This window comes from Streptomyces nogalater (assembly GCF_039532885.1).
Taxonomy (GTDB): Bacteria; Actinomycetota; Actinomycetes; order Streptomycetales; family Streptomycetaceae; genus Streptomyces; species Streptomyces nogalater.
On the sequence record NZ_BAAASM010000024.1, the window covers coordinates 34,485 to 55,866 of the forward strand.

The 21,382-nt window shown below is 72.4% G+C and carries 16 protein-coding genes; 10 read left to right on the plus strand and 6 right to left on the minus strand.

Annotation, left to right across the window (positions count from 1 at the left end; genetic code table 11):
- Nucleotides 1-119 precede the first annotated feature (119 nt).
- Complete coding sequence (locus tag ABD350_RS17795; RefSeq protein WP_344349121.1) at nt 120-1,364, plus strand: GNAT family N-acetyltransferase; 1,245 nt, start codon at nt 120-122, stop codon at nt 1,362-1,364.
- Here ABD350_RS17795 and ABD350_RS17800 read toward each other — a convergent pair.
- On the minus strand, nt 1,361-2,182 hold the full coding sequence (locus ABD350_RS17800) for an Fpg/Nei family DNA glycosylase (RefSeq protein WP_344349122.1): 822 nt from the start codon (nt 2,180-2,182) through the stop codon (nt 1,361-1,363). The two genes, ABD350_RS17795 and ABD350_RS17800, sit on opposite strands and share 4 nt — an antisense overlap.
- 139 nt (nt 2,183-2,321) lie before the next feature.
- Nucleotides 2,322-2,807, minus strand: coding sequence for a ribose-5-phosphate isomerase (locus ABD350_RS17805; RefSeq protein ID WP_344349123.1), 486 nt, complete (start codon nt 2,805-2,807; stop codon nt 2,322-2,324).
- A 227-nt stretch (nt 2,808-3,034) separates the two neighbouring features.
- Between ABD350_RS17805 and ABD350_RS17810 the strand changes: the two genes are divergently transcribed.
- Complete coding sequence (locus ABD350_RS17810; RefSeq protein WP_344349124.1) at nt 3,035-4,453, plus strand: amino acid permease; 1,419 nt, start codon at nt 3,035-3,037, stop codon at nt 4,451-4,453.
- Nucleotides 4,454-4,588: 135 nt separating this feature from the next.
- On the opposite strand, the gene ABD350_RS17815 is transcribed toward ABD350_RS17810, so the two are convergent.
- The gene (locus ABD350_RS17815) at nt 4,589-5,170 is read right to left on the minus strand and encodes a biotin transporter BioY (protein WP_344349125.1); all 582 of its coding nucleotides are present in this window, start codon (nt 5,168-5,170) and stop codon (nt 4,589-4,591) included.
- Between the two features lie 401 nt (nt 5,171-5,571).
- On the opposite strand from ABD350_RS17815, the gene ABD350_RS17820 reads away from it, so the two are divergent.
- Together ABD350_RS17820 and ABD350_RS17825 are read left to right on the plus strand one after the other, a co-directional pair.
- The gene (locus ABD350_RS17820; protein WP_344349126.1) at nt 5,572-6,954 is read left to right on the plus strand and encodes an amino acid permease; all 1,383 of its coding nucleotides are present in this window, start codon (nt 5,572-5,574) and stop codon (nt 6,952-6,954) included.
- Nucleotides 6,955-7,074: 120 nt separating this feature from the next.
- A complete protein-coding gene (locus ABD350_RS17825; RefSeq protein ID WP_344349127.1) occupies nt 7,075-7,722 on the plus strand; it encodes a superoxide dismutase in 648 nt (215 codons plus the stop codon).
- Nucleotides 7,723-7,864: 142 nt separating this feature from the next.
- Here ABD350_RS17825 and ABD350_RS17830 read toward each other — a convergent pair whose 3' ends face one another.
- Complete coding sequence (locus ABD350_RS17830; RefSeq protein WP_344349128.1) at nt 7,865-8,527, minus strand: mycothiol-dependent nitroreductase Rv2466c family protein; 663 nt, start codon at nt 8,525-8,527, stop codon at nt 7,865-7,867.
- Nucleotides 8,528-8,668: 141 nt separating this feature from the next.
- Here ABD350_RS17830 and pepN point away from each other — a divergent pair, with 141 nt between their 5' ends.
- From pepN to ABD350_RS17845, 3 genes are all read left to right on the plus strand, one after another.
- Nucleotides 8,669-11,248, plus strand: a complete 2,580-nt coding sequence (gene pepN, locus ABD350_RS17835) for an aminopeptidase N (protein WP_344349129.1) — start codon at nt 8,669-8,671, stop codon at nt 11,246-11,248.
- 206 nt (nt 11,249-11,454) lie between these two features.
- Entirely contained in the window at nt 11,455-12,492 is a 1,038-nt protein-coding gene (locus tag ABD350_RS17840; protein ID WP_344349131.1) for a hypothetical protein, read from the plus strand.
- A 100-nt stretch (nt 12,493-12,592) separates the two neighbouring features.
- The gene (locus tag ABD350_RS17845) at nt 12,593-13,405 is read left to right on the plus strand and encodes an SGNH/GDSL hydrolase family protein (protein WP_344349132.1); all 813 of its coding nucleotides are present in this window, start codon (nt 12,593-12,595) and stop codon (nt 13,403-13,405) included.
- Nucleotides 13,406-13,584: 179 nt separating this feature from the next.
- Here ABD350_RS17845 and ABD350_RS17850 read toward each other — a convergent pair whose 3' ends face one another.
- On the minus strand, nt 13,585-14,052 hold the full coding sequence (locus ABD350_RS17850) for an NUDIX hydrolase (RefSeq protein WP_344349133.1): 468 nt from the start codon (nt 14,050-14,052) through the stop codon (nt 13,585-13,587).
- Nucleotides 14,053-14,283: 231 nt separating this feature from the next.
- Here ABD350_RS17850 and ABD350_RS17855 point away from each other — a divergent pair, with 231 nt between their 5' ends.
- Nucleotides 14,284-17,580, plus strand: coding sequence for a S8 family serine peptidase (locus ABD350_RS17855; protein WP_344349135.1), 3,297 nt, complete (start codon nt 14,284-14,286; stop codon nt 17,578-17,580).
- A gap of 348 nt (nt 17,581-17,928) precedes the next feature.
- Entirely contained in the window at nt 17,929-18,948 is a 1,020-nt protein-coding gene (locus tag ABD350_RS17860; protein WP_344349136.1) for an aspartate-semialdehyde dehydrogenase, read from the plus strand.
- Nucleotides 18,949-18,971: 23 nt separating this feature from the next.
- Here the strand turns inward: ABD350_RS17860 and ABD350_RS17865 are convergent, their stop codons facing one another.
- Nucleotides 18,972-20,204, minus strand: coding sequence for an MFS transporter (locus ABD350_RS17865; RefSeq protein ID WP_425584192.1), 1,233 nt, complete (start codon nt 20,202-20,204; stop codon nt 18,972-18,974).
- Between the two features lie 88 nt (nt 20,205-20,292).
- Here ABD350_RS17865 and ABD350_RS17870 point away from each other — a divergent pair, with 88 nt between their 5' ends.
- On the plus strand, nt 20,293-21,177 hold the full coding sequence (locus ABD350_RS17870) for a LysR family transcriptional regulator (RefSeq protein ID WP_344349138.1): 885 nt from the start codon (nt 20,293-20,295) through the stop codon (nt 21,175-21,177).
- The last annotated feature ends 205 nt before the right edge of the window (nt 21,178-21,382 follow it).

The window sequence follows — 21,382 nt, forward strand, 5'->3', positions numbered from 1 at the left end:
AGGTCCCACTTGTCCCCCGCGCGGGATTCCGCTTCGCCGCGCGCACGCCGGGCCGCGCGGCGCCCGCGCCGGGAGGAAAATTGCTGGCCCACCCCCCGGTGCCCTGATAGGCATGGCACATGGCGACTGCTCACGGAACCGAGTTGAAGGTGCTGCGCGAGGACGAGTGGGACGGGTGGTACGACTCGTTGTACCGGGCCTTCGGCGCGGGGCCGGTCTCGGGTGAGGAACGCGAGGCGGAGCGGGCGGCCACGGAGTTCGACCGCTGCCTCGCCGCCTGGGACGGGGAGACGCTGGTCGGTACGGCGGGGGCGTTCAGCTTCCGGATGACCGTGCCGGGCGGCGACTCGGTCCCCACCGCGGGGGTGACGATGGTGAGCGTCGCGGCCACCCACCGGCGGCGCGGGGTGCTGACCTCGATGATGCGCCGGCAGCTGGACGACTTCCACGCGCGGGCCGAGCCGGTGGCGATCCTGACCGCGTCCGAGCCGGCCATCTACGGCCGCTTCGGATACGGTGCCGGCACGTTCCGGATCAGCGCCGAGATCGACACCAGCCGGGTGACCCTGGCGCTGCCCGCCGGCACCGACGAGGTGCGGGTGCGGTCCGCGGCGCCGGCCGACGTGCTGGACGCCTGCGAGGCGGTGTACGCGGCCCTGGTCCCGCGCCGGCCCGGCATGCTGGCCCGGCAGCCCAACTGGGCGCGGGTCGCCCTGGTCGACTCGGAGCGCCACCGGGCCGGGGGGCCGCCGCTGCAGTGCGTGGTCGCCGAACGGGACGGCGAGATCACCGGATACGCCCGCTTCCACACCAAGGGCTCCTGGAACACGGGCGGTGCGCCCGAGGGCACGGTACGGCTGAAGGACCTGGCCGGGCTGGACCCGGCGACCGAGGGCGCGCTGTGGCGGTTCCTGTTCGGCATCGACCTGATGACGACGCTGTCGGTGCCGTCGCGGCCGGTGGACGACGCCCTGCGGTACCTGGTCTCCGACGTCCGCCGCTGCGATCCGCGGCTGCGTGACGACGCCTACGTCCGGCTGGTGGACGTCGGCGCGGCGCTGTCGGCGCGGACCTACCAGGCGCCGGTGGACGTCGTGTTCGAGGTGGAGGACGCCTTCTGCCCCTGGAACGCGGGGCGTTGGCGGCTGTCGGGGGACGCGAAGGGCGCGTCCTGCGAGCGTACGACCGACCCGGCGGAACTCGCCCTGTCCGTACGGGAGCTGGGCGCGGCCTACCTCGGCGGGGTGTCCCTGCTGTCCCTGGCGGCGACCGGGCGGGTACGGGAGCCGAAGCCGGGAGCGCTGACGGAGGCGTCGGTGGCGTTCGGCTCGCCGTCGGCCCCGTGGCTGCCGCACGGTTTCTAGCCGTCGGCGCGGTCCCGCTGGCAGGTGGGGCACCAGAAGAGGTTGCGGGCGGCGAGACCGGCGGTGCGGATCTCGTCGCCGCAGATGTGGCAGGGCAGGTGCGCGCGGCGGTAGACGTACACCTCGCCGCCGTGGTCGTCCACGCGGGGCGGGCGGCCCATCGCCTCCGGGGTGTGCTCGGGACGGACGGTGTCGATCCGGTTGTTCCGCACGCCCTCGCGCATCAGCCCGGCCAGATCGGTCCAGATCGCGTCCCACTCGGCCCGGGTGATGTCACGGCCGGCGCGGTAGGGGTCGATGCCGTGCCGGAACAGCACCTCCGCGCGGTAGACGTTGCCCACGCCGGCCACGATCTTCTGGTCCATGAGCAGCGCGGCGATGGTCGTACGGCTGCGGGAGATCCTGCGGTACGCGGCGGCCGGGTCGGCGTCCGCGCGCAGCGGGTCGGGGCCGAGCCGGTCGTGGATCTCCCGCTTCTCGGCGTCCGTGATCAGGGCGCAGGTGGTGGGGCCGCGCAGGTCCACGTACGACGTGTCGTCGGCCAGCCGGAGCCGGACGGTGTCCGCCGGCGGGGGCGCGGGGGCGTCGCCGAAGCCGACCTTGCCGAAGAGGCCGAGGTGGATGTGGACCCAGTCGCTGTCCCGGAACCCGAGGAACAGGTGCTTGCCGTGGGCCTCGGTGGCGGTCAGCTCGGTGCGGTCCACCAGGGCGGCGGCGTCGGAGAACTTGCCCTGGGGGCTGGTGACGCGGGGCGCGGTGCCCAGGAAGCGCCCGGCGTAGTCCTGGGCCAGCCGGTGAATGGTGTGCCCTTCCGGCACGGCGGGGGTGTCCTTTCCTGCGTCTCCTGACGCCTGCCCGACGTCTTGCCCGGCCGACCGGGCCGAACCCCCCGAGGCCCGGCCGCTCAGCCGGCCGGTACCGGTGGCCGGAGGGGCAGGCCGGGGGGCCGGGGTGGGGTCAGGGCTGGGGGTGGTGGGCCGGGACGGGGGGCAGGGTGCCCGTCGTCTCGTACTCCGCCAGCATCTCGATGCGCCGGACGTGCCGCTCGTCGCCGGAGAACGGCGTGTTCAGGAAGACCTCGACGAACTTGGTGGCCTCCTCGGTGCTGTGCATGCGCGCACCCACGGCGACCACGTTGGCGTTGTTGTGCTGCCGCCCGAGCGCCGCCGTCTCCTCGCTCCAGGCCAGTGCCGCCCGCACGCCCTTCACCTTGTTCGCGGCGATCTGCTCACCGTTCCCGGAGCCGCCGATCACGATGCCGAGGGCGTCGGCGTCCGCGGCCGTCCGCTCCGCGGCGCGCAGGCAGAAGGGCGGGTAGTCGTCCTGGGCGTCGTAGATGTGCGGCCCGCAGTCGACGGGCTCGTGCCCGGCCGCCTTCAGCCACTCGACGAGGTGGTTCTTCAGTTCGTAGCCCGCATGGTCGGAGCCGAGATACACGCGCATGCAACGAGTGTGACACGCCCCCACCGGGGCAGCAGCCCCCGGGGTGCCGGCGGCCGGGCGGCCCCCGATGGTGCCCGAATGATGTGAGACATGCCATAGATCCTGAAGGGAACCACAGGTAACGATACGGATTCGGAGGTTCCCGATTCCGTTGGCCTCGGATTCACTGGACCGACTCGTACACCGCTCGTACGGGCAGCTCCACCTGGCGCAAAGGAATTCCGTCCATGACCCCTGGTTCGGGCCTCCAAGCAGGACTCAAGAACCGCCATCTGTCGATGATCGCGATCGGTGGCGTCATCGGAGCCGGTCTCTTCGTCGGTTCCAGTTCGGGTATCGCCACAGCGGGACCCGGCATCCTCCTGTCGTACGCCCTCGTCGGCACGCTCGTCGTCCTCGTGATGCGGATGCTCGGCGAGATGTCCGCCGCCAATCCGACGTCCGGCTCCTTCTCCGCGCACGCCGACCGCGCGCTCGGCCGCTGGGCCGGGTTCTCCATCGGCTGGCTCTACTGGTTCTTCTGGGTCGTCGTCCTCGCGGTCGAGGCGACCGCCGGCGCGAAGATCCTCGAAGGCTGGGTCCCGGCCGTCCCGCAATGGGGCTGGGCGCTGATCGTGATGATCGTGCTGACCGCGACCAACCTCGTCTCCGTCGGCTCCTACGGCGAATTCGAGTTCTGGTTCGCCGGGATCAAGGTCGTGGCGATCGGCGCGTTCGTCGTCATCGGTCTGCTCGCCGTGTTCGGCGTGCTGCCGGGCGTCGACGCGGACAAGGCGTCCTTCGGCAACCTCACCTCGCACGGCGGTTTCCTGCCGCACGGTCCGGGCGCGATCCTCACCGGTGTGCTGCTGGTCGTGTTCTCCTTCATGGGCAGCGAGATCGCCACCCTGGCGGCCGGCGAGTCCGAGGACCCGCAGCGCGCGGTGACCAAGTCCACCAACAGCATCATCTGGCGGATCGGCGTCTTCTACCTGGGCTCGATCCTGGTCGTGGTCTCGCTGCTGCCGTGGAACGACCCGTCCATCGCGAAGGACGGCTCCTACGTCGCCGCGCTGAACTCGCTGGGCATCGACCACGCCGGCCAGATCATGAACGTCATCGTGCTGACGTCGGTGCTGTCCTGTCTGAACTCCGGCCTGTACACGGCCTCCCGGATGGCCTTCTCGCTCGGCGAGCGCGGCGACGCGCCCAAGGCGTTCGCGCGGGTCAACAGCCGGGGCGTGCCGATGACCGCGATCCTCGCCTCGGTCGTGTTCGGCTTCGTCGCCGTCTTCTTCAACTACCTGTCCCCGGACAAGATCTTCCTCTTCCTGGTCAACTCCTCCGGCGCGGTGGCGCTCTTCGTATGGCTGGTCATCTGCTTCTCGCAGCTGCGGATGCGCAAGATCCTCCAGCGGGAGGCGCCGGAGAAGCTGGTCGTGAAGATGTGGCTGTACCCGTATCTGACCTGGGCGACGGCGACGCTGATCACGGGCGTGCTGGTCTACATGCTCTTCGACACCGAGCACGACGGCCGCCGGACGGTGCTGCTGTCGCTGCTGGTCGCGGCGGTCGTGCTGGTGATCGCGGTGGTCAGGCAGCGGCTGGCGGCGGGCCGCCCGGCGCCCGCGGCCGAGACCCCGGCCGACAAGGTGTCCGTCGGCTGACCGGCCCCGGGGAACACGACATCCCCGGCAGACCCCGCCGGAACACACCCCCGTACATCCCCCGTGGACGAGAAAGAGGCTCGCCGGGTCGGAAGATCCCGACCCGGCGAGCCTCTGCCGTGCGCGGCGCGGGGCCTAGCGCTTGCCGACGGCCTTCCAGGCGGCGGGCAGGGCGCCCATGGCCAGGGCGGCCTTGAGGGCGTCCCCGATCAGGAAGGGGGTGAGGCCGGCCGCGATCGCCTCGGACGCGGACAGGTGGGCCGCCAGGGCCAGGTAGGGCACGCCGACGGCGTAGATCACGGCCTCACCGAGGACCATCGTGCCGGCCATGCGCAGCGGCGAGCGGTCGGCGCCGCGCCGGGCCAGGGCGCCGACGACGGCGGAGGCCAGCAGCATGCCGAGGACGTAGCCGAAGGAGACGAGGCCGGTGCCAGCCTTGCCGTCCGCGAACCACGGCACGCCCGCCAGGCCGGCGACCGCGTACAGGGCGAGGGAGAGAACGCCGCGGCGGGCGCCGAGGGCGGTGCCGACGAGCAGCGCGGCGAAGGTCTGGCCGGTCACCGGCACCGGGGAGCCGGGCACCGGCACCGACAGCTGGGCCGCGAGGCCGATGAGCGCGGCGCCGCCGACCACGAGGGCGGCGTCGCGGACGCGGGAGGCCGGGAGCAGGTCGGCGAGGACTGCGCCGGGTCGGGCGGTGGCGGTGGCGGTGCTCATGGGGACTCCGCGGAATGGTGTGGACACGTCGGGACACCGTGACGCTATACCGGCGCGCTCGCCGCGATCACCGTCAGCGCCCGACAAAGGCCGGAACGGCGGATTGGTGGGCTCCGGACAAAGCCTGCGGATTACACCGGGCGGGGCGTGAGACTGATCACTAGGGAAGAGACGTTTCCCTCACGTATGCCGAGAGGCTCGGACGGGCATCCCAACTGTGGGATCCCACCAAAGGAGTTGCGAGTCCCTCACGATGTCTGGCCACGCTCGACGCGGTAACCGTAGATTAACCCTGCGCACCAGAGGTGTCCGGATAGTGGTCAACCCCTTCGCCTGAGCGGACGGGACGCGGAGACTGGCGGGGTTTTTGCCCGCCCATTGCACGGGGGAGAGCAGCACCCATGCCCAACAGCACGACCACGGAGACGACACCGCAGCAGGCGGCCGGCTCCCTCTCCCACGGCCTCAAACAGCGCCATCTGTCGATGATCGCCCTGGGCGGGGTGATCGGCGCGGGCCTCTTCGTCGGTTCCGGCGCGGGCATCGCCGCGGCCGGTCCGTCCATCGTCGTCGCCTACGCCCTGTCCGGGGTGCTGGTGATGCTCGTGATGCGGATGCTCGGCGAGATGTCGGCCGCCTACCCGTCGTCCGGCTCCTTCTCCGCGCACGCCGAACGCGCGATCGGCCCGTGGGCGGGCTTCGCGGCGGGCTGGTCGTTCTGGGTGCTGCTGTGTACGGCGGTGGGCATCGAGGGCATGGGAGCCGCGAAGATCGTCCAGGGCTGGCTGCCGGGCACCCCGCAGTGGATGTGGGTGGCCCTGTTCATGGTGGTGTTCTGCGGCGCGAACCTGGCCGCCGTGAAGAACTTCGGCGAGTTCGAGTTCTGGTTCGCCACGCTGAAGGTCGGCGCGATCACCCTGTTCCTGGTCCTCGGCGTGCTGGCCATCGCGGGCGTACTGCCCGGCACGGACGCGCCCGGCACCTCCCACCTCAGCGACTTCATGCCCAACGGCGGCAACGGCCTGGTGATCGGCCTGCTCGCCTCGGTCTTCGCCTACGGCGGCCTGGAGACGGTCACCATCGCGGCGGCCGAGTCCCGGGACCCGGTGCGGGGCGTGGCGTCCGCCGTGCGTACGGCGATGTGGCGCATCGCCGTGTTCTACATCGGCTCGATGGCGGTCGCCGTCACCCTGGTGCCGTGGGACTCCAAGGAGGTCACGGCGAAGGGCCCGTACATCGCCACGCTGGAACAGATAGGCATCCCCGGCGCGAGCCAGCTGATGAACGTGGTCATCCTCGTCGCCCTCCTGTCCGCCATGAACGCCAACATCTACGGTGCCTCGCGCATCGCCTTCTCGCTGGTCGAGCGCGGCCAGGGCCCGAAGGTGCTGGCGCGGCTGTCCGGCGGGGTGCCCCGGATCGCGGTGGTCGTCTCCTCCGTGCTGGGCTTCGTGTGCGTGCTGCTCAACTACTGGCGGCCGGACGACATCTTCAAGTGGCTGCTGAACATGATCGGCGCGGTCATCCTGATCGTCTGGATCTTCATCGCCGTCTCCCAGCTGCTGCTGCGCCGGCGCATCGAGCGCGAGGCCCCCGAGCGGCTGATCGTGCGCATGTGGGCGTTCCCGTGGCTGACCTGGGTCGCGCTGGCCGGCATGGCCGCGATCTTCGTGCTGATGTGGCGCGAGCCGGACACCCGGACCCAGTTGTACTCCTCGGGCGGCATGGCCCTGGTCCTGGCCGCGGTCGGTTACGCCTGGCAGCGGCTGCGCGCCAAGGGCTGAGCGCCATCACGGGAGAGGCCCCCACGGAAGACACGTGGGGGCCTTTCTGTTGCCCTGATCCACTTGTTGCTAGCGTGTAGTTGCAAGAGACTTGCAATAAGGTTCCGGAGGGGATCACCCATGCCCGTCTACACGCTGCCCGACCTGCCCTACGACTACTCCGCGCTCGCCCCGGTCATCAGCCCGGAGATCATCGAGCTGCATCACGACAAGCACCACGCGGCCTATGTGAAGGGCGCCAACGACACCCTGGAGCAGCTGGCCGAGGCGCGGGACAAGGAGTCGTGGGGCTCGGTCAACGGCCTGGAGAAGAACCTGGCCTTCCACCTCTCCGGGCACATCCTGCACTCGATCTACTGGCAGAACATGACCGGCCCGAAGGACGGCGGCGGCGAACCGCTGGCGCAGGACGGCGTCGGTGAGCTGGCCGAGGCCATCAAGGAGTCCTTCGGCTCCTTCGCCGGCTTCAAGGCCCAGCTGTCCAAGGCCGCGGCCACCACCCAGGGCTCGGGCTGGGGCGTGCTCGCCTACGAGCCGCTGAGCGGGCGCCTGGTCGTGGAGCAGGTCTACGACCACCAGGGCAACGTCGGCCAGGGCTCCACCCCGATCCTGGTGTTCGACGCCTGGGAGCACGCCTTCTACCTGCAGTACAAGAACCAGAAGGTGGACTTCATCGAGGCCATGTGGCAGGTGGTCAACTGGCAGGACGTGGCCAAGCGCTACGAGGCCGCCAAGTCCCGCGCCAACGTGCTGCTGCTCGCGCCCTGAGCGTCCGGGCGCCCCGAACGTCCTGCCTCGTGATCGTCTTCTCACCCTTCGCGACGGCAGGCGGATGAAAGAAGACCCCCGTGAGGACGTGACTCACGGGGGTCTTCCCTGTACGGCGCGAAGTTAGAGATACGACGCGAAGTTACAGATTGCTGAAGTCCGGGCCCTTGGTCCGGGTCCGCTTGATCTCGTAGAAGCCCGGTACCGAGGCCACCGCCACCGTGCCGTCCCACAGGCGGGCGGCCTGTTCGCCCTTGGGCGCGGGGGTGACGACGGGGCCGAAGAAGGCGATCTGCCCGCCGTCGGGGCCGGGCAGCGCGATGACCGGCGTGCCGACGTCCTGGCCGACCTTGTCGATGCCCTCCTTGTGGGAGGCGCGCAACTCGGCCTCGAACTCGAAGTCCTCCTGGCCGGCGTAGTCGATCAGCTCGGCGGGCAGGCCGACGTCGGCGAGCGCGCCCGCGATGGCCTCCGGGGTCGCGCCCTCGCCGTTGTTGTGGATGCGGGTGCCGAGCGCGGTGTAGAGCGGGCCGACGACGTCCTCGCCGTGCTTCTGCCAGGCCGCGGTGACCACCCGGACCGCCGGCCACGCCTTGGTGGTCAGCAGCTCGCGGTAGTCGGCGGGCAGCTCGTCCAGCTTGTCCTCGTTGAGGACCGCCAGGCTCATGATGTGCCAGCGGACCTCGATGTCGCGGAGCTTCTCCACCTCCAGCACCCAGCGGGAGGTCATCCAGGCCCACGGGCAGAGCGGGTCGAACCAGAAGTCGACGGGGGTCTTGCCGGACGAGGTGACGGTCTCGGACATGGCGCTCCTTGGCGAAACGTGCGTTTCCCGCGACAACGAGGCCGGCGCCACCCGCATTCCCCGCTGTCCGCCGTCAGGAGCACATGGCAGGATCGGTCCTGTTTCTGCCGCTCTACACGCGATCACAAGGGAGTGCCGTCCGTGCCCGGTGAGAATCTGTCCCGCGACGAGGCCCGGGAGCGGGCCGCCCTGCTGTCCGTCGACGGCTACGACGTGTTCCTGGACCTGCGGTCCGCCGTCGGCGACGGGGACGGCGAGCCGCGCACGTTCCGTTCGGTGACCACCCTGAGGTTCCGCTGCAACGAGCCGGGCGCCTCCAGCTTCGCCGATCTGATCGCCCCCCGGGTCACCTCCGTCTCGCTCAACGGCCGGGACCTGGACCCGGGCGAGGTCTTCGACGGCTCGCGGATCGCGCTGGAGGACCTGGCGGCGGAGAACGAGCTGGTGGTGGACGCGCAGTGCGCGTACTCGCGCACCGGCGAGGGCCTGCACCGCTTCGTCGACCCGGAGGACGGCGAGGTCTATCTGTACACGCAGTACGAACCGGCCGACGCCCGCCGGGTCTTCGCGAACTTCGAGCAGCCGGACCTGAAGGCGCCGTATCGCTTCGAGGTGCGGGCGCCGGAGGGCTGGACGGTGTGGGGCAACGGCGCCGGCGAACTCGTGGACGGCGTGTGGCGGTTCGCGGAGACGAAGCCGATCTCGACGTACATCACGTGTGTGGTGGCGGGCCCGTACCACTATGTGACGGACTCCTACAGCCGTACCTTCGAGGACGGCACGAAGCTGGAGATCCCGCTGGGCGCGATGTGCCGCAAGGCGCTCGCCCCGTACTTCGACGCCGACGACATCTTCCTGGTCACCAAGCAGGGCCTGGACTTCTTCCACGAGCACTTCGACTACCCGTACCCCTTCGGGAAGTACGACCAGGCGTTCGTGCCGGAGTACAACCTGGGCGCGATGGAGAACCCGGGCCTGGTGACGTTCCGGGAGGAGTACGTCTTCCGGGGCAAGGTGACGCAGGCGTCGTACGAGGCGCGGGCCAACGTCATCCTGCACGAGATGGCGCACATGTGGTTCGGCGACCTGGTCACCATGGAGTGGTGGGACGACCTGTGGCTGAAGGAGTCCTTCGCGGACTTCATGGGCACGTTCGCGAACGTGGGCGCGACCCGGTTCAAGGACGCCTGGATCACCTTCGCCAACCGGCGCAAGGCGTGGGCGTACCGCGCCGACCAGCTGCCCTCGACGCATCCGATCACGGCGGACATCCGCGACCTGCAGGACGCCAAGCTGAACTTCGACGGCATCACCTACGCCAAGGGCGCCTCGGTACTCAAGCAGCTGGTGGCGTACGTCGGCCAGGACGCGTTCCTGGAGGGCGCCCGGCGCTACTTCAAGCGGCACGCGTACGGCAACACGCGCCTGGGTGATCTGCTGTCGGTGCTGGGCGAGACGAGCGGCCGGGACATGAGCGCGTGGGCGCGGTCGTGGCTGCAGACGGCGGGCGTGAACGCGCTGACCCCGCAGGTGCTGCTGGACACCACGGGCGGCCGGATCGCCGAGCTGGCCGTCGTCCAGGAGGCCCCGGAGTCGCACCCGGAGCTGCGTCCGCACCGGATCGTGGTGGGCCTGTACCGGCGGACGCCCGAGGGCACGCTCCAGCGCTACGCGCGCGCGGAGACGGACGTGCACGAGCCGCGTACGGTCGTGGCGGAGCTGGCGGGGCAGCAGGCGCCGGAGCTGGTGCTGGTCAACGACGACGACCTGACCTACTGCAAGACCCGGTTCGACACGACCTCGCTGGAGACGCTGCGCACGGACCTGGGCGGGCTGACGGATCCGCTGGCGCGCGCCCTGTGCTGGTCGGCGCTGTGGAACATGACCCGGGACGGGCTGCTGCCGGCGCGGGAGTTCATCGCCCTGGTGCTGCGGTTCGCGGGCCGCGAGTCGGACATCGGCGTGCTGCAGATGCTGCACGCCTGGGCGAACTCGGCGCTGACCCACTACGCGGCGCCCGCCTGGCGCCGCACCGGTGGGGAGCTGCTGGCCGAGGGGGCGCTGCGGGAGCTGCGGTCGGCCGCGCCGGGCAGCGAGCACCAGCTGGCCTGGGCGCGGTTCTTCGCCGCGGTGGCCTCCTCGGAGCCGGATCTGAAGCTGCTGACGGATCTGCTGGACGGCACCACGCAGATCGAGGGGCTGGAGGTGGACCAGGAGCTGCGCTGGGTGTTCCTGGAGCCGCTGGCGGCCCACGGGGCGGCCGACGAGTCGGTGCTGGCGGCGGAGCTGGCCCGGGACGACACGGCGTCCGGCAAGCGGCACCAGGTGCGCTGCCTTGCCGCGCGGCCGTCGGCGGCGGTCAAGGCCCAGGCGTGGGCGCAGGTGGTGGAGTCGGACGCGCTGTCGAACGCGCTGGTGGAGGCGACGATCGCGGGGTTCGCCCAACCGTCGCAGCGGGAGCTGACCGCGCCGTACGCGCAGCTGTACTTCGCGGCGATCGAGCGGGTGTGGCGGGAGCGGTCGATCCAGATCGGCATGGATGTGGTGCGGGGGCTGTTCCCGGCGTTGCAGGACCGGCCGGAGACGCTCCAGGCGACGGACGCGTGGCTCACGGCGCACGAGGACGCGGCGCCGGCGCTGCGGCGGCTGGTGCTGGAGGCGCGGGACGACCTGGCCCGGGCGCTGCGCGCGCAGGAGTGCGACGCGACGGCCGACCGCTGAGCCTTGGCCTGAGTCTGCCCGGCCGGTGACCGTTACGAAATCCGGGCACACAGAGCCGTAACCCCTGGTCCACACCCGATCGGACCAGGGGTTTCTGCTGCCCTCTCGGCATCCGAACACCTGACCTTTAGTACCGTCTTGTCCGCATTCTTCGACGGATGTGTAACAGCGGTTACGGGCCGGTCGGGACCGGGGATTCCGAGGCCATGACGCACGACACCCCCCTCTCCCCGCGCCCCCTGCGCCACCTCGCCGACGTCCACCGCCGGGTCCTGACGGCGGCCCAGCTGCGCGCCCACGGTGTGTCCCCGGCCGAGCTGGCCGAGCGGTGCGGACCCGACGGCCCCTGGCGGGAGCTGCTGCCGCAGGTGGTCCTGCTGCACTCCGGTCCGCCCAGCGGCGAGGAGCGGCTGCACGGGGCCCTGCTGTACGCGGCCCGCGCGGCGCGGCAGGGTGTGCCGGCCCAGCCGACGGCCCAGGGACCGCACCGGCCGCAGTACCCGGACGCGGTGCTCACCGGGCCGGCGGCGCTGGCCCTGCACGGCTTCTCGGCCACCCCGCCGCCCGAGGCCCTGAACCGGGTGGACGTCCTGGTGTCCCGGCCGCGCCGGCCGCGCTCCACCGGGTACGTCCGCATCCTGCGCACCGCCGAACCGCCCGAGCCGCAGCCGGTGGCGGGGCTGCCGGTGGCACCGGTGGCGCGGGCGCTGGCGGACGCGGTGGCGGAGCCGACCGACACCGAGACGGTACGGCGGCTGCTGACCGAGGCGGTGCGCGGCGGCCACTGCGAACCGGCCCCGCTGCTGCGGGAGCTGGCCCGGGCGCGGCTGCTGCACCGGCCGCACGTGGCGGACGCGGTGGACGCGGTGTTCGCGGAGGGCCGCTCGGTCGCCGAGGGCCGGCTCTACCGGATGGTCCGCGAGCACGGCCTGCCCGACCCGCTGTGGAACGTCGAGCTGCGCCTGCCCGGCGGCCCGGATCTGGGCCGCCTGGACGCCTACTGGCCCGACCACGCGGTGGCGGTCGAGCTGGACACCCGGATGTCCCGGCAGGACGACGACGCGGTGTGGTCGCGGTACACCGGCAAGCGCGAGCACCTGGAACGCCTCGGCATCACGGTCGTGTACCTCACACCGAGGAAGCTGCGGGACTGCCCCGAGCAGCAGGCGACGGTGGTGCGGACGGCGCTGATGGCCTTTGCCGACCGCGACCCGGCCGCGTACGTCGTGGTGCTGCCCCGCTAGCCGCCGGGCCGGCCAGTTCTGCTCGTCCGCCCGGGTGAGGGCTCACCCGGGCGGACGAACGCGGCGGGCGGGGCGGCACGGGCCCCGGTACAGGAGAGTCATGAGACAGACCCGAACAGCGGCGGGCGCGTGCTCCCTGCTCCTCGCGGCGGCCTGCGCGTTCGCCGGCCCCGCGACCGCCCAGGCGCCGCCCCGCGCCCCGGCCGGCGGCTACGTGGCCCTCGGCGACTCCTACTCCTCCGGTGTCGGCGCCGGCGACTACCTGGCCTCCGGCAAGGAGTGCAAGCGCAGCAGCCGGGCCTACCCCGTGCTGTGGGCCGAGGCGCACGCGCCGGCCACGTTCAGCTTCGCCGCGTGCAACGGCGCCGGCACGGAGGAGGTGCTCACCGAGCAGCTCGGCCACCTCAGCCCGCGCACCGGCCTGGTCACCCTCACCGTCGGCGGCCACGACTCGGGCTTCGCCGGCGTCATGGCGCTCTGCGCGATCGGCGGCTCCGGCCGCTGCCACACCGCCGTGGACCGGGCGCGCGACACCATGGACGGATCGCTGACCGAGCGCCTGGACCGCCTCTACACGGCCATCCGGAACCGGGCGCCCGCCGCCCGGGTCGTGGTGCTGGGCTACCCGCACCTGTACCACCTCAAGGGCGCCTGCGCGCTCGGCCTCCAGGACGGCGAGCGCGCCACCCTGAACGACGCCGTGGACCATCTCAACGAGGTGCTCGCGGGGCGCGCCGCCGCCCACGGCTTCACCTTCGCCGATGTCACCGCCGCCTTCGCCGGGCACGAGATCTGCTCGTCCCGCCCCTGGCTGCACAGCGTCGACATCCTGGCGATCACCGAGTCCTACCACCCGACGGCGCCGGGCCAGTCGCTCGGCTATCTGCCGGTGCTCAACCGCGTCTCCGGCTGACAGAACTCCTGGCCGGCCACGGCCGTGCGTACGCGCATGTCGTCCCCTGCCTGTGGGTGCGCAGCGGTCGTGGGGAGGGGCCCGGTCCTGGGCGCGCGGGTTGCCGGGTGTGCGCCGGACGGGTGACTTCGGGCCCTTGCCGGGCCGGCCCCCTCCCCCTCCGGACCGCTCCCCCGCCCCTACGGCGATACGTCCGGCCGGTCCGCGAGCCGTCCGTGCGGCGGGCGTTCGCGCCACAGCCGCAGCCCGATGTCGACCGTCTGCACCCGGGCCAGACCGGGTACGGCGGCCAGGTCGTGCCAGGCGGCGAAGTCGGTGGAGCCGCCGACCTCGGGACGGAGTTCCCCGCCGGTGACCTCGCCCGCGTAGAAGATCCGCAGGGACTGGTGGTCCAGGCGGCGGCCCACGCGCGGGTCCCCGACGAACCGGCGGGTGTGGACGCCGAGCAGGCCGGTCACCTCGATGCGGTAGCCGGTCTCCTCGGTGACCTCGCGGCGGACGGTGTCGTACGGGTCCTCGCCGTGTTCCATGCCACCGCCGGGCAGCACCCACTCCGGGGTGCCGTCGGGCGCGGGTGACCGGGCGAGCAGGAGTCGTCCGTCGCGGACGCACACGGCGTAGGCCGCCACTCTCAAATTCCTTCGCATGCGCGGACGTTAATCCGTGCGGTGGGGACCGGCGAGCGGGAATCCGGGCACCGGCAGGTCAGCCCGTACGTAATGACCGTATTCCGTCCCATACCGTCGGAACAAGTCCGTTTTCCATCGCGGGTTTTCCCCATACGTTCATTTCGATTGGGTCAACGGACCCCTGAAATCGCGCCCTTTCGGTCAGGCTGAGCGCTTCCGTCCGCTCGTTCCTTGACCTGAGGGATGCCGATGACCCACACCGCCCCCGAGCGTGATCCCATATCCGGCCCGAGACGCCTGGCCCGCATAGCCGTGGCCGTGGGCGTGGTGGCCGCCCTCTCCGCGGCCGGACCGGTCCCGTCGGCCCTGGCCGCCGAGCCGTCCCCCGCCCCGGCCGCCGACCCCGGCGTCAAGTCCGCCCACGACAAGCTGGGTCCGGACGACGCCGCCCTGCTCGCCGAGGCCAAGGCCGACGGCGCCAAGAACGTCACTCTGATGATCGCGACCTCGCCCGGGCAGACGGAGCGGGTCGCCGGGGAACTGGACGCGGTCGACGGCGGTCTCGTGGGCCGCACCGACGACAAGCTCGGCTACGTCCGGGCCACCGTCCCCACGGGCCGAGCGGACTCGGCCATCACCGCCGCCGTGAAGCTCTCCTCCGTGCGGGCCATCGACCTCAAGCGGGAGATCCCGCTGGACGACCCGGCGCCCACGGGCGTCAAGTCCCCGTCCGGCAAGTCAGCTTACCCGGCACCGGGCCGGAACACGCCCGCGGAGAACCCGTACAACCCGTCCTTCGAGACCGGTGCCGTCGATTTCGTCCGGGACCACCCGAAGGCGGACGGGCGCGGGGTCACCATCGGCATCCTGGACTCCGGTGTCGACCTCGGCCACCCGGCGCTGCGCACGACCACCACCGGCGAGCGGAAGATCGTCGACTGGGTGACCGCGACCGACCCGGTCACCGACGGCGACGGCACCTGGCGGCGGATGACCACCGGCGTCACCGGCCCGGCCTTCTCCGTCACCACCGCGCAGGGCGCCGAGAAGTTCACGGCGCCCGAGGGCTCGTACAAGTTCAACTACATATACGAGTCCGCCACCGCCGGCGGTGACGAGAAGGGCGACCTCAACCGGGACGGCGACACCACCGACGCCTGGGGCGTGCTGTACGACCCGGCCGCCGGTACGGTCCGGGTCGACACGGACGACAACCTGGACTTCACCGACGACGCGCCGATGAAGCCGTACAAGGACGGCTTCCAGGTGGGCTACTTCGGCACCGACGACCCGGCGACCGAGGTCGCCGAGCGCGTCCCGTTCGTGGTCGAGACCCGCAAGGACGTCGTCTACAACGCCTCCGGCGCCAAGGCCGACTACGTCAACATCGGTGTCATCGAGTCCGAGCACGGCACCCATGTCGCCGGCATCACCGCCGCCCACGGCCTGTTCGGCGGGAAGATGAACGGCGCGGCCCCCGGCGCGAAGATCGTCTCCTCGCGGGCCTGCACCTGGACCGGCGGCTGCACCAACGTCGCCCTCACCGAGGGCATGATCGACCTGGTCACCAAGCGCGGTGTCGACATCGTCAACATGTCGATCGGCGGACTGCCCGCGCTCAACGACGGCAACAACGCGCGCGCCGAGCTGTACACCCGGCTCATCGACACCTACGGCGTCCAGCTGGTGATCTCCGCCGGCAACTCCGGGCCGGGCACCAACACCATCGGCGACCCGGGCCTGGCCGACAAGGTCGTCTCGGTCGGCGCGACGATCTCCAAGGAGACCTGGGCCGCCAACTACGGCTCGGTCGTGGAGAAGAAGTACGCGATGATGCCGTTCTCCTCGCGCGGCCCGCGTGAGGACGGCGGTTTCACCCCGACCCTGAGCGCGCCCGGCGCCGCGATCAACACCACGCAGACCTGGCTGCCGGGCGGTCCGGTCGCCGAGGCGGGCTACTCCCTCCCGGCCGGCTACTCGATGCTCCAGGGCACCTCGATGGCCGCCCCGCAGGCCACCGGCGCCTCCGCGCTGCTGCTGTCGGCCGCGAAGCGCGAGGGCATCGGCCTCACCCCCGCCCGGCTGCGCACCGCGCTGACCTCGACCGCCGACCACATCAAGGGCGTCCAGGCGTACGAGGAGGGCGCGGGCCTGATCAACATCGTGGACGCCTGGGACGCCATCGAGGACGGCGCCACCGCCCACGACTACACCGTCAAGGCGCCGGTGGACACCGCCATCGACGACGCCCTGAAGACCCCCGGCTACGGCACCGGCCTGTACGACCGCGAGGGCGGCCTGAAGGCGGGGCAGAAGAAGACGTACGACGTGACGGTCACCCGTACGTCCGGCCCGGACAAGGCGCTCCGGCACGAGCTGCACTTCGAGAACAACGCCGGGCACACCTTCCGGATCCTCGGTGACGACGTGGTGCGGCTCCCGCTGAACCGGCCGGTGACGGTCAGGGTGCAGGCGGCGCCGGGGTCGGCGGGCCTGAAGAGCGCGATCCTGGAGGTCGACGACCCGAGGACCGAGGGCGTCGACAAGCAGATCCTGACCACGGTCGTCGTCGCCGAGCCGGTGAAGTACACCTACTCCGCGACCGGTTCGGTGCAGCGCAACAGCACCCGGTCGTACTTCCTGACCGTGCCCGAGGGCGCGACGTCCCTGGAGGTCGCCCTCGGCGGGCTCGAGGACGGCAGCCAGACCCGGTTCGTCGCCCTCCACCCCTACGGCGTCCCCTCCGACAACACCGGCACGCCGTACTGCTACAACAACTACCTGAACGGCAACGGCTGCAAGCCCGACGTGCGCGCCTACGCCGACCCGCAGCCCGGCGTCTGGGAGGTCGAGGTCGAGTCCCGGCGCACCTCCCCGCTGCTCGACAACCCCTACCGGCTGGACGTCTCCGTCCTCGGCGCGGCCTTCGACCCGGAGACCGTGACCGTACCCGAGGCCGAGGTGGGGACCCCGGTCACCGCGTCCTGGAAGGTGACCAACGGGTACGCCCCGCTGGACGGCAGGCTGACCGGCGGCCCGCTCGGCTCCGCCGAGTCCGCCCGGCCGGCGATCAAGGAGGGCGAGACGCGGACCACCACGGTGACCGTCCCGGCCGGCGCGACCTCGCTCGACGTCGCCATCGGGCGGGTCTCGGACGCGGCGGCCGACCTGGACCTGACGGTGTACGACGCGTCCGGCAAGGAAGTCGACTCGTCCGCCGACGGCGACTCGGAGGAGGCGGTCTCCGTGCCGTCCCCGGCCGCCGGCACCTACACGATCAAGGTCGTGGGCTACGCCGTCCCGTCCGGCTCGACCGACTACGACTACCGGGACGTGTTCTTCTCCACCGCCCTCGGCTCCGTCACGGTCGCCGACCCGGCCCCGGTCCACCTCGCCACGGGTGCCTCGGCGACGGTCGCCGGCCAGGTCACGGCCACGGCCGAGGCCCCGGCGGGCCGCGAGTTCTTCGGCCGGGTGCAGCTGGTGAACGCGCGCGGTACGACGGCGGGCACGGCCAGCGTGAAGCTCGGCAAGGTCACTCCGTAACGGGGTGACGGCACAGGGAGGGGCGGGTGTCCAGGGGACTCCCGCCCCTTCTCCTTTCCCCGGTGGTCCAGGCCCGCTCGGCGGCCGGTCACAGAGGCGTACGTCACACCTTCGTATGGCCGGGGCCCGCGCGGGCAGGGACGGGACGGCACAGCTTGCGGCGCGGGGCCGTCGTGGAGGGAATTCCTCCAGTCCGACGGGGTGCCGGGCGGACGTGTGGAACCGTTCGAGGGAGGGCCGTGTCCCATTCCTCGGGCACGCTGGGCAAAGAATTGGACAGGTGGACCGGGGTCGGCCGCATGATGGAAACGCCCCGGTCAGGCAAGAGACACACAAGAGGGAGTCGCCGTGAGGGTCGGAATCGTCGGAGCCACCGGTCAGGTCGGCACGGTCATGCGCAGGATCCTCACGGAGCGGAACTTCCCGGTCACGCAGCTGCGGCTGTTCGCCTCGGCCCGTTCGGCCGGGACCGTGCTGGACGGTGTGACGGTGGAGGACGCGGCGACCGCGGACTACACCGGCCTGGACATCGTGCTCTTCTCCGCGGGCGGCGCCACCTCCAAGGCGCTGGCCGAAAAGGTCGCCTCCCAGGGCGCCGTCGTGATCGACAACTCCTCGGCCTGGCGCCGGGACCCCGAGGTCCCGCTGGTGGTCTCCGAGGTGAACCCGCACGCGATCGCCGACCGCCCCAAGGGCATCATCGCCAACCCGAACTGCACCACGATGGCCGCGATGCCGGTACTGAAGCCGCTGCACGAGGAGGCCGGCCTGGAAGCGCTGGTCGTCGCCACCTACCAGGCGGTGTCCGGCTCGGGTCTCGCGGGCGTGGCCGAACTGCACGGCCAGGTGCAGAAGGTGGCGGCCGAGGCCGACAAGCTCACCCACGACGGCCAGGCGGTCGACTTCCCCGAGCCGCAGGTCTACCGGCGCGCCATCGCCTTCAACGTGCTCCCGCTGGCCGGTTCGATCGTGGACGACGGTCTGAACGAGACCGACGAGGAGCAGAAGCTGCGCAACGAGTCCCGCAAGATCCTGGAGATCCCCGGGCTGAAGGTGTCCGGCACCTGTGTGCGCGTGCCGGTCTTCTCCGGCCACTCCCTCCAGGTCAACGCCCGCTTCACCCGCCCCCTCAGCCCGGAGCGGGCCACCGAGCTGCTGGCGAAGGCGCCCGGCGTGGCCCTGTCCGACATCCCGACCCCGCTCCAGGCGGCCGGCCAGGACCCGTCGTACGTCGGCCGTATCCGCCGTGACGAGACGGTGGACAACGGTCTGGCGCTGTTCATCTCCAACGACAACCTCCGCAAGGGCGCCGCGCTGAACGCGGTGCAGATCGCGGAGCTGGTGGCGGCGGAGCTGTCGGGCCGGTAAGAGACCCGCGCGGTCGGGGGCGGTCACGGTGACGTGGCCGCCCCCTGCTCGTCGCGGCCCGGGGTGAGGGCCGCCAGCCCCGCGAGCACACCGCCCGCGAGCAGGGCGGCGGTCGGTCCCGGCCCGTCCGCGAGCCGTCCGCCGGCCAGTGCGCCGAGCGCGATGGCCGCGTTGAACACCCCGGCGAACAGGGCGGACGCGGCCTCCGGGGCCTCGGGCGCGGCGGCCGTGAGGGCCCGCTGGCCGGACACGGACACCCCGCCGTACGCCAGGCCCCACGCCGCCAGCAGCGCGGCCGACGCGAGGGCGGAGCCGCCCGCCGGGGCGAGCAGCAGGACGACCGCGCCGAGCACCGCGGCGATCAGCCGCAGGGCGCGGCGCGGACGGCGGGCGGCGAGCGCGCCGCCCGCGAAGTTCCCGGCGACGCCCGCGAGTCCGTAGCCGAGCAGCAGGGTGCCGACCAGGCCCGGACCGGTGCCCGGGGTGCGTTCCAGGACGGGGCGGACGTAGGTGTAGGCGGCGAAGTGGCCGGTGACCAGCAGGGCGATGGTGACGAGCAGCCACCGCACCCGGGTGGCGCCGAGCAGCCGGGGGAACGTGCCGAGGCGGACGGCGCCCTCGGCGGGCAGCGGCGGCAGGACGACGGCCAGCCCGGCCGCCACCAGCAGCGCGCAGCCGGTCATCGCGGCGAAGGCGGTGCGCCAGCCCGCCGCCGCGCCGAGGAAGGTGCCGGCGGGTACGCCGAGCACCGAGGCGACCGCGATCCCGCTGAAGACCAGCGCGGTGGCCCGGCCGGCCGAGGGCCCGGGCAGCAGCCGCGCGCCGAGCCCGGCGGCCACCGCCCACACCCCGCCCATGCACATCCCGACCAGCAGCCGGGCGGCGAGCACCACGGGGAAGGCGGGGGCGAGCGCGGTGAGCAGGTTGGCGGCGGCGAGCAGGAGCAGCAGCGCGCACAGCACGGTACGGCGGTCGGTGCCGCGCACGGCGACCGGCAGCAGCGGGGCGGCGACGGCGGCGACCAGTCCGGGCAGGGTGACCGCGAGGCCCGCGGTGCCGGCGGAGACGTCCAGTCCCGCGCCGAGCGAGGTGAGCAGGCCGACGGGGAGCATCTCGGTGGTGACGACGGCGAAGGTGGCGGCGGCGAGCATCCCGACGGCGGCCCAGGGCCGGTCCGGGCGGCCTGACGGGGTGTCGGGCCGCCCGGAGGGGCCGAGGGCGCGGGTTCGGGGGTGGGGGGTTCGGTGGAAGACCATGCCCTCCAGCCTTTGCCGCGGGCGGCGCGGGAACAACGGCGATCCGCTCACCCTTGCATGAGCGTCGGTGATCGGCGGAGGGAGTCGCGTGTCCGGGCTGGAGCTACGGGAGTTGGAGTGCTTTCTGGTACTCGCCGAGGAGCTGCACTTCGGCCGGGCCGGGGAGCGGTTGTTCGTGTCGCAGAGCCGGGTGAGCCAGCTGCTGGCCGCGCTGGAACGCCGGGTGGGCGCCCGCCTGGTGCACCGCTCCAGCCGCCGGGTGGCGCTGACCCCGCTCGGCGAACGCTTCCTGGAGCGGCTGCGTCCGGCGTACGGGGCGCTGCACGCGGCGGTGGCGGACGCGCGGGCGGTGGCCCGGGGCGGGGCCGGTCCGCTGCGGCTGGGCTTCCAGGGGACGGCCTACGCGCCGCTGCTGGAGGCGGTGACGGCGTTCGAGGCGAAGGACCCGGCCCGTTCGGTGGACCTGGTGGAGATCCCGTACGCGGATCCGTTCGGGGCGGTGCGGCGGGGCGCGGTGGACGCGGCGGTGGTGCTGCTGCCGGTGGCGGAGCCGGACCTGGTCGTCGGCCCGGTGTTCTCCCGGCAGCGGCACACGCTGGCCGTCTCCCGCCGGCACGCGTTCGCCGGCCGGGACCGGGTCGGCGCGGCGGACCTCGCGGCCGTGCCGCTGATCGGGGCGGCGGCGCCGGCCCCGCGGTACTGGCGTGCCGCCCGCGCCCCCGGGACGCTGTCCGGTCCGGCGGCCACCACGCTCCAGGAGGCCCTGTCCCTGGCCGCCGCCGGCCGCGGCGCCCTCCTCCTGTGCCGGCCCACGGCCGCCCAGCACCGGCGCACCGACCTCGCCTACGTCCCCGTCGACGGCGTCCCGGACTCCGAACTGGCCCTGGTCTGGCACCGGGACGCGGAGACGGAGACGGTACGGGAGTTCGCCCGGACACTGGCGGAGGTGGAGGCGGGGCGGCCGGGCGGCTGACGCCGCAGGGCGGTGCCGGGCGGGCCGGGGGCCGGGGGCCGGGGCCGGGCTCGGGTCCGAGATGCCGAGCCGTCGGGGGGCCGCTAGCGTGTTGGAGGAGGGCCGCGGTCGGGCGGTGTGCCCGCCGTCGGCGAGTGCCCCGGTCACAAGCCCCGGCCGGGCACACGGGACGTGCCCCCCGCCCCCGCGGCATCACCTGCGTACC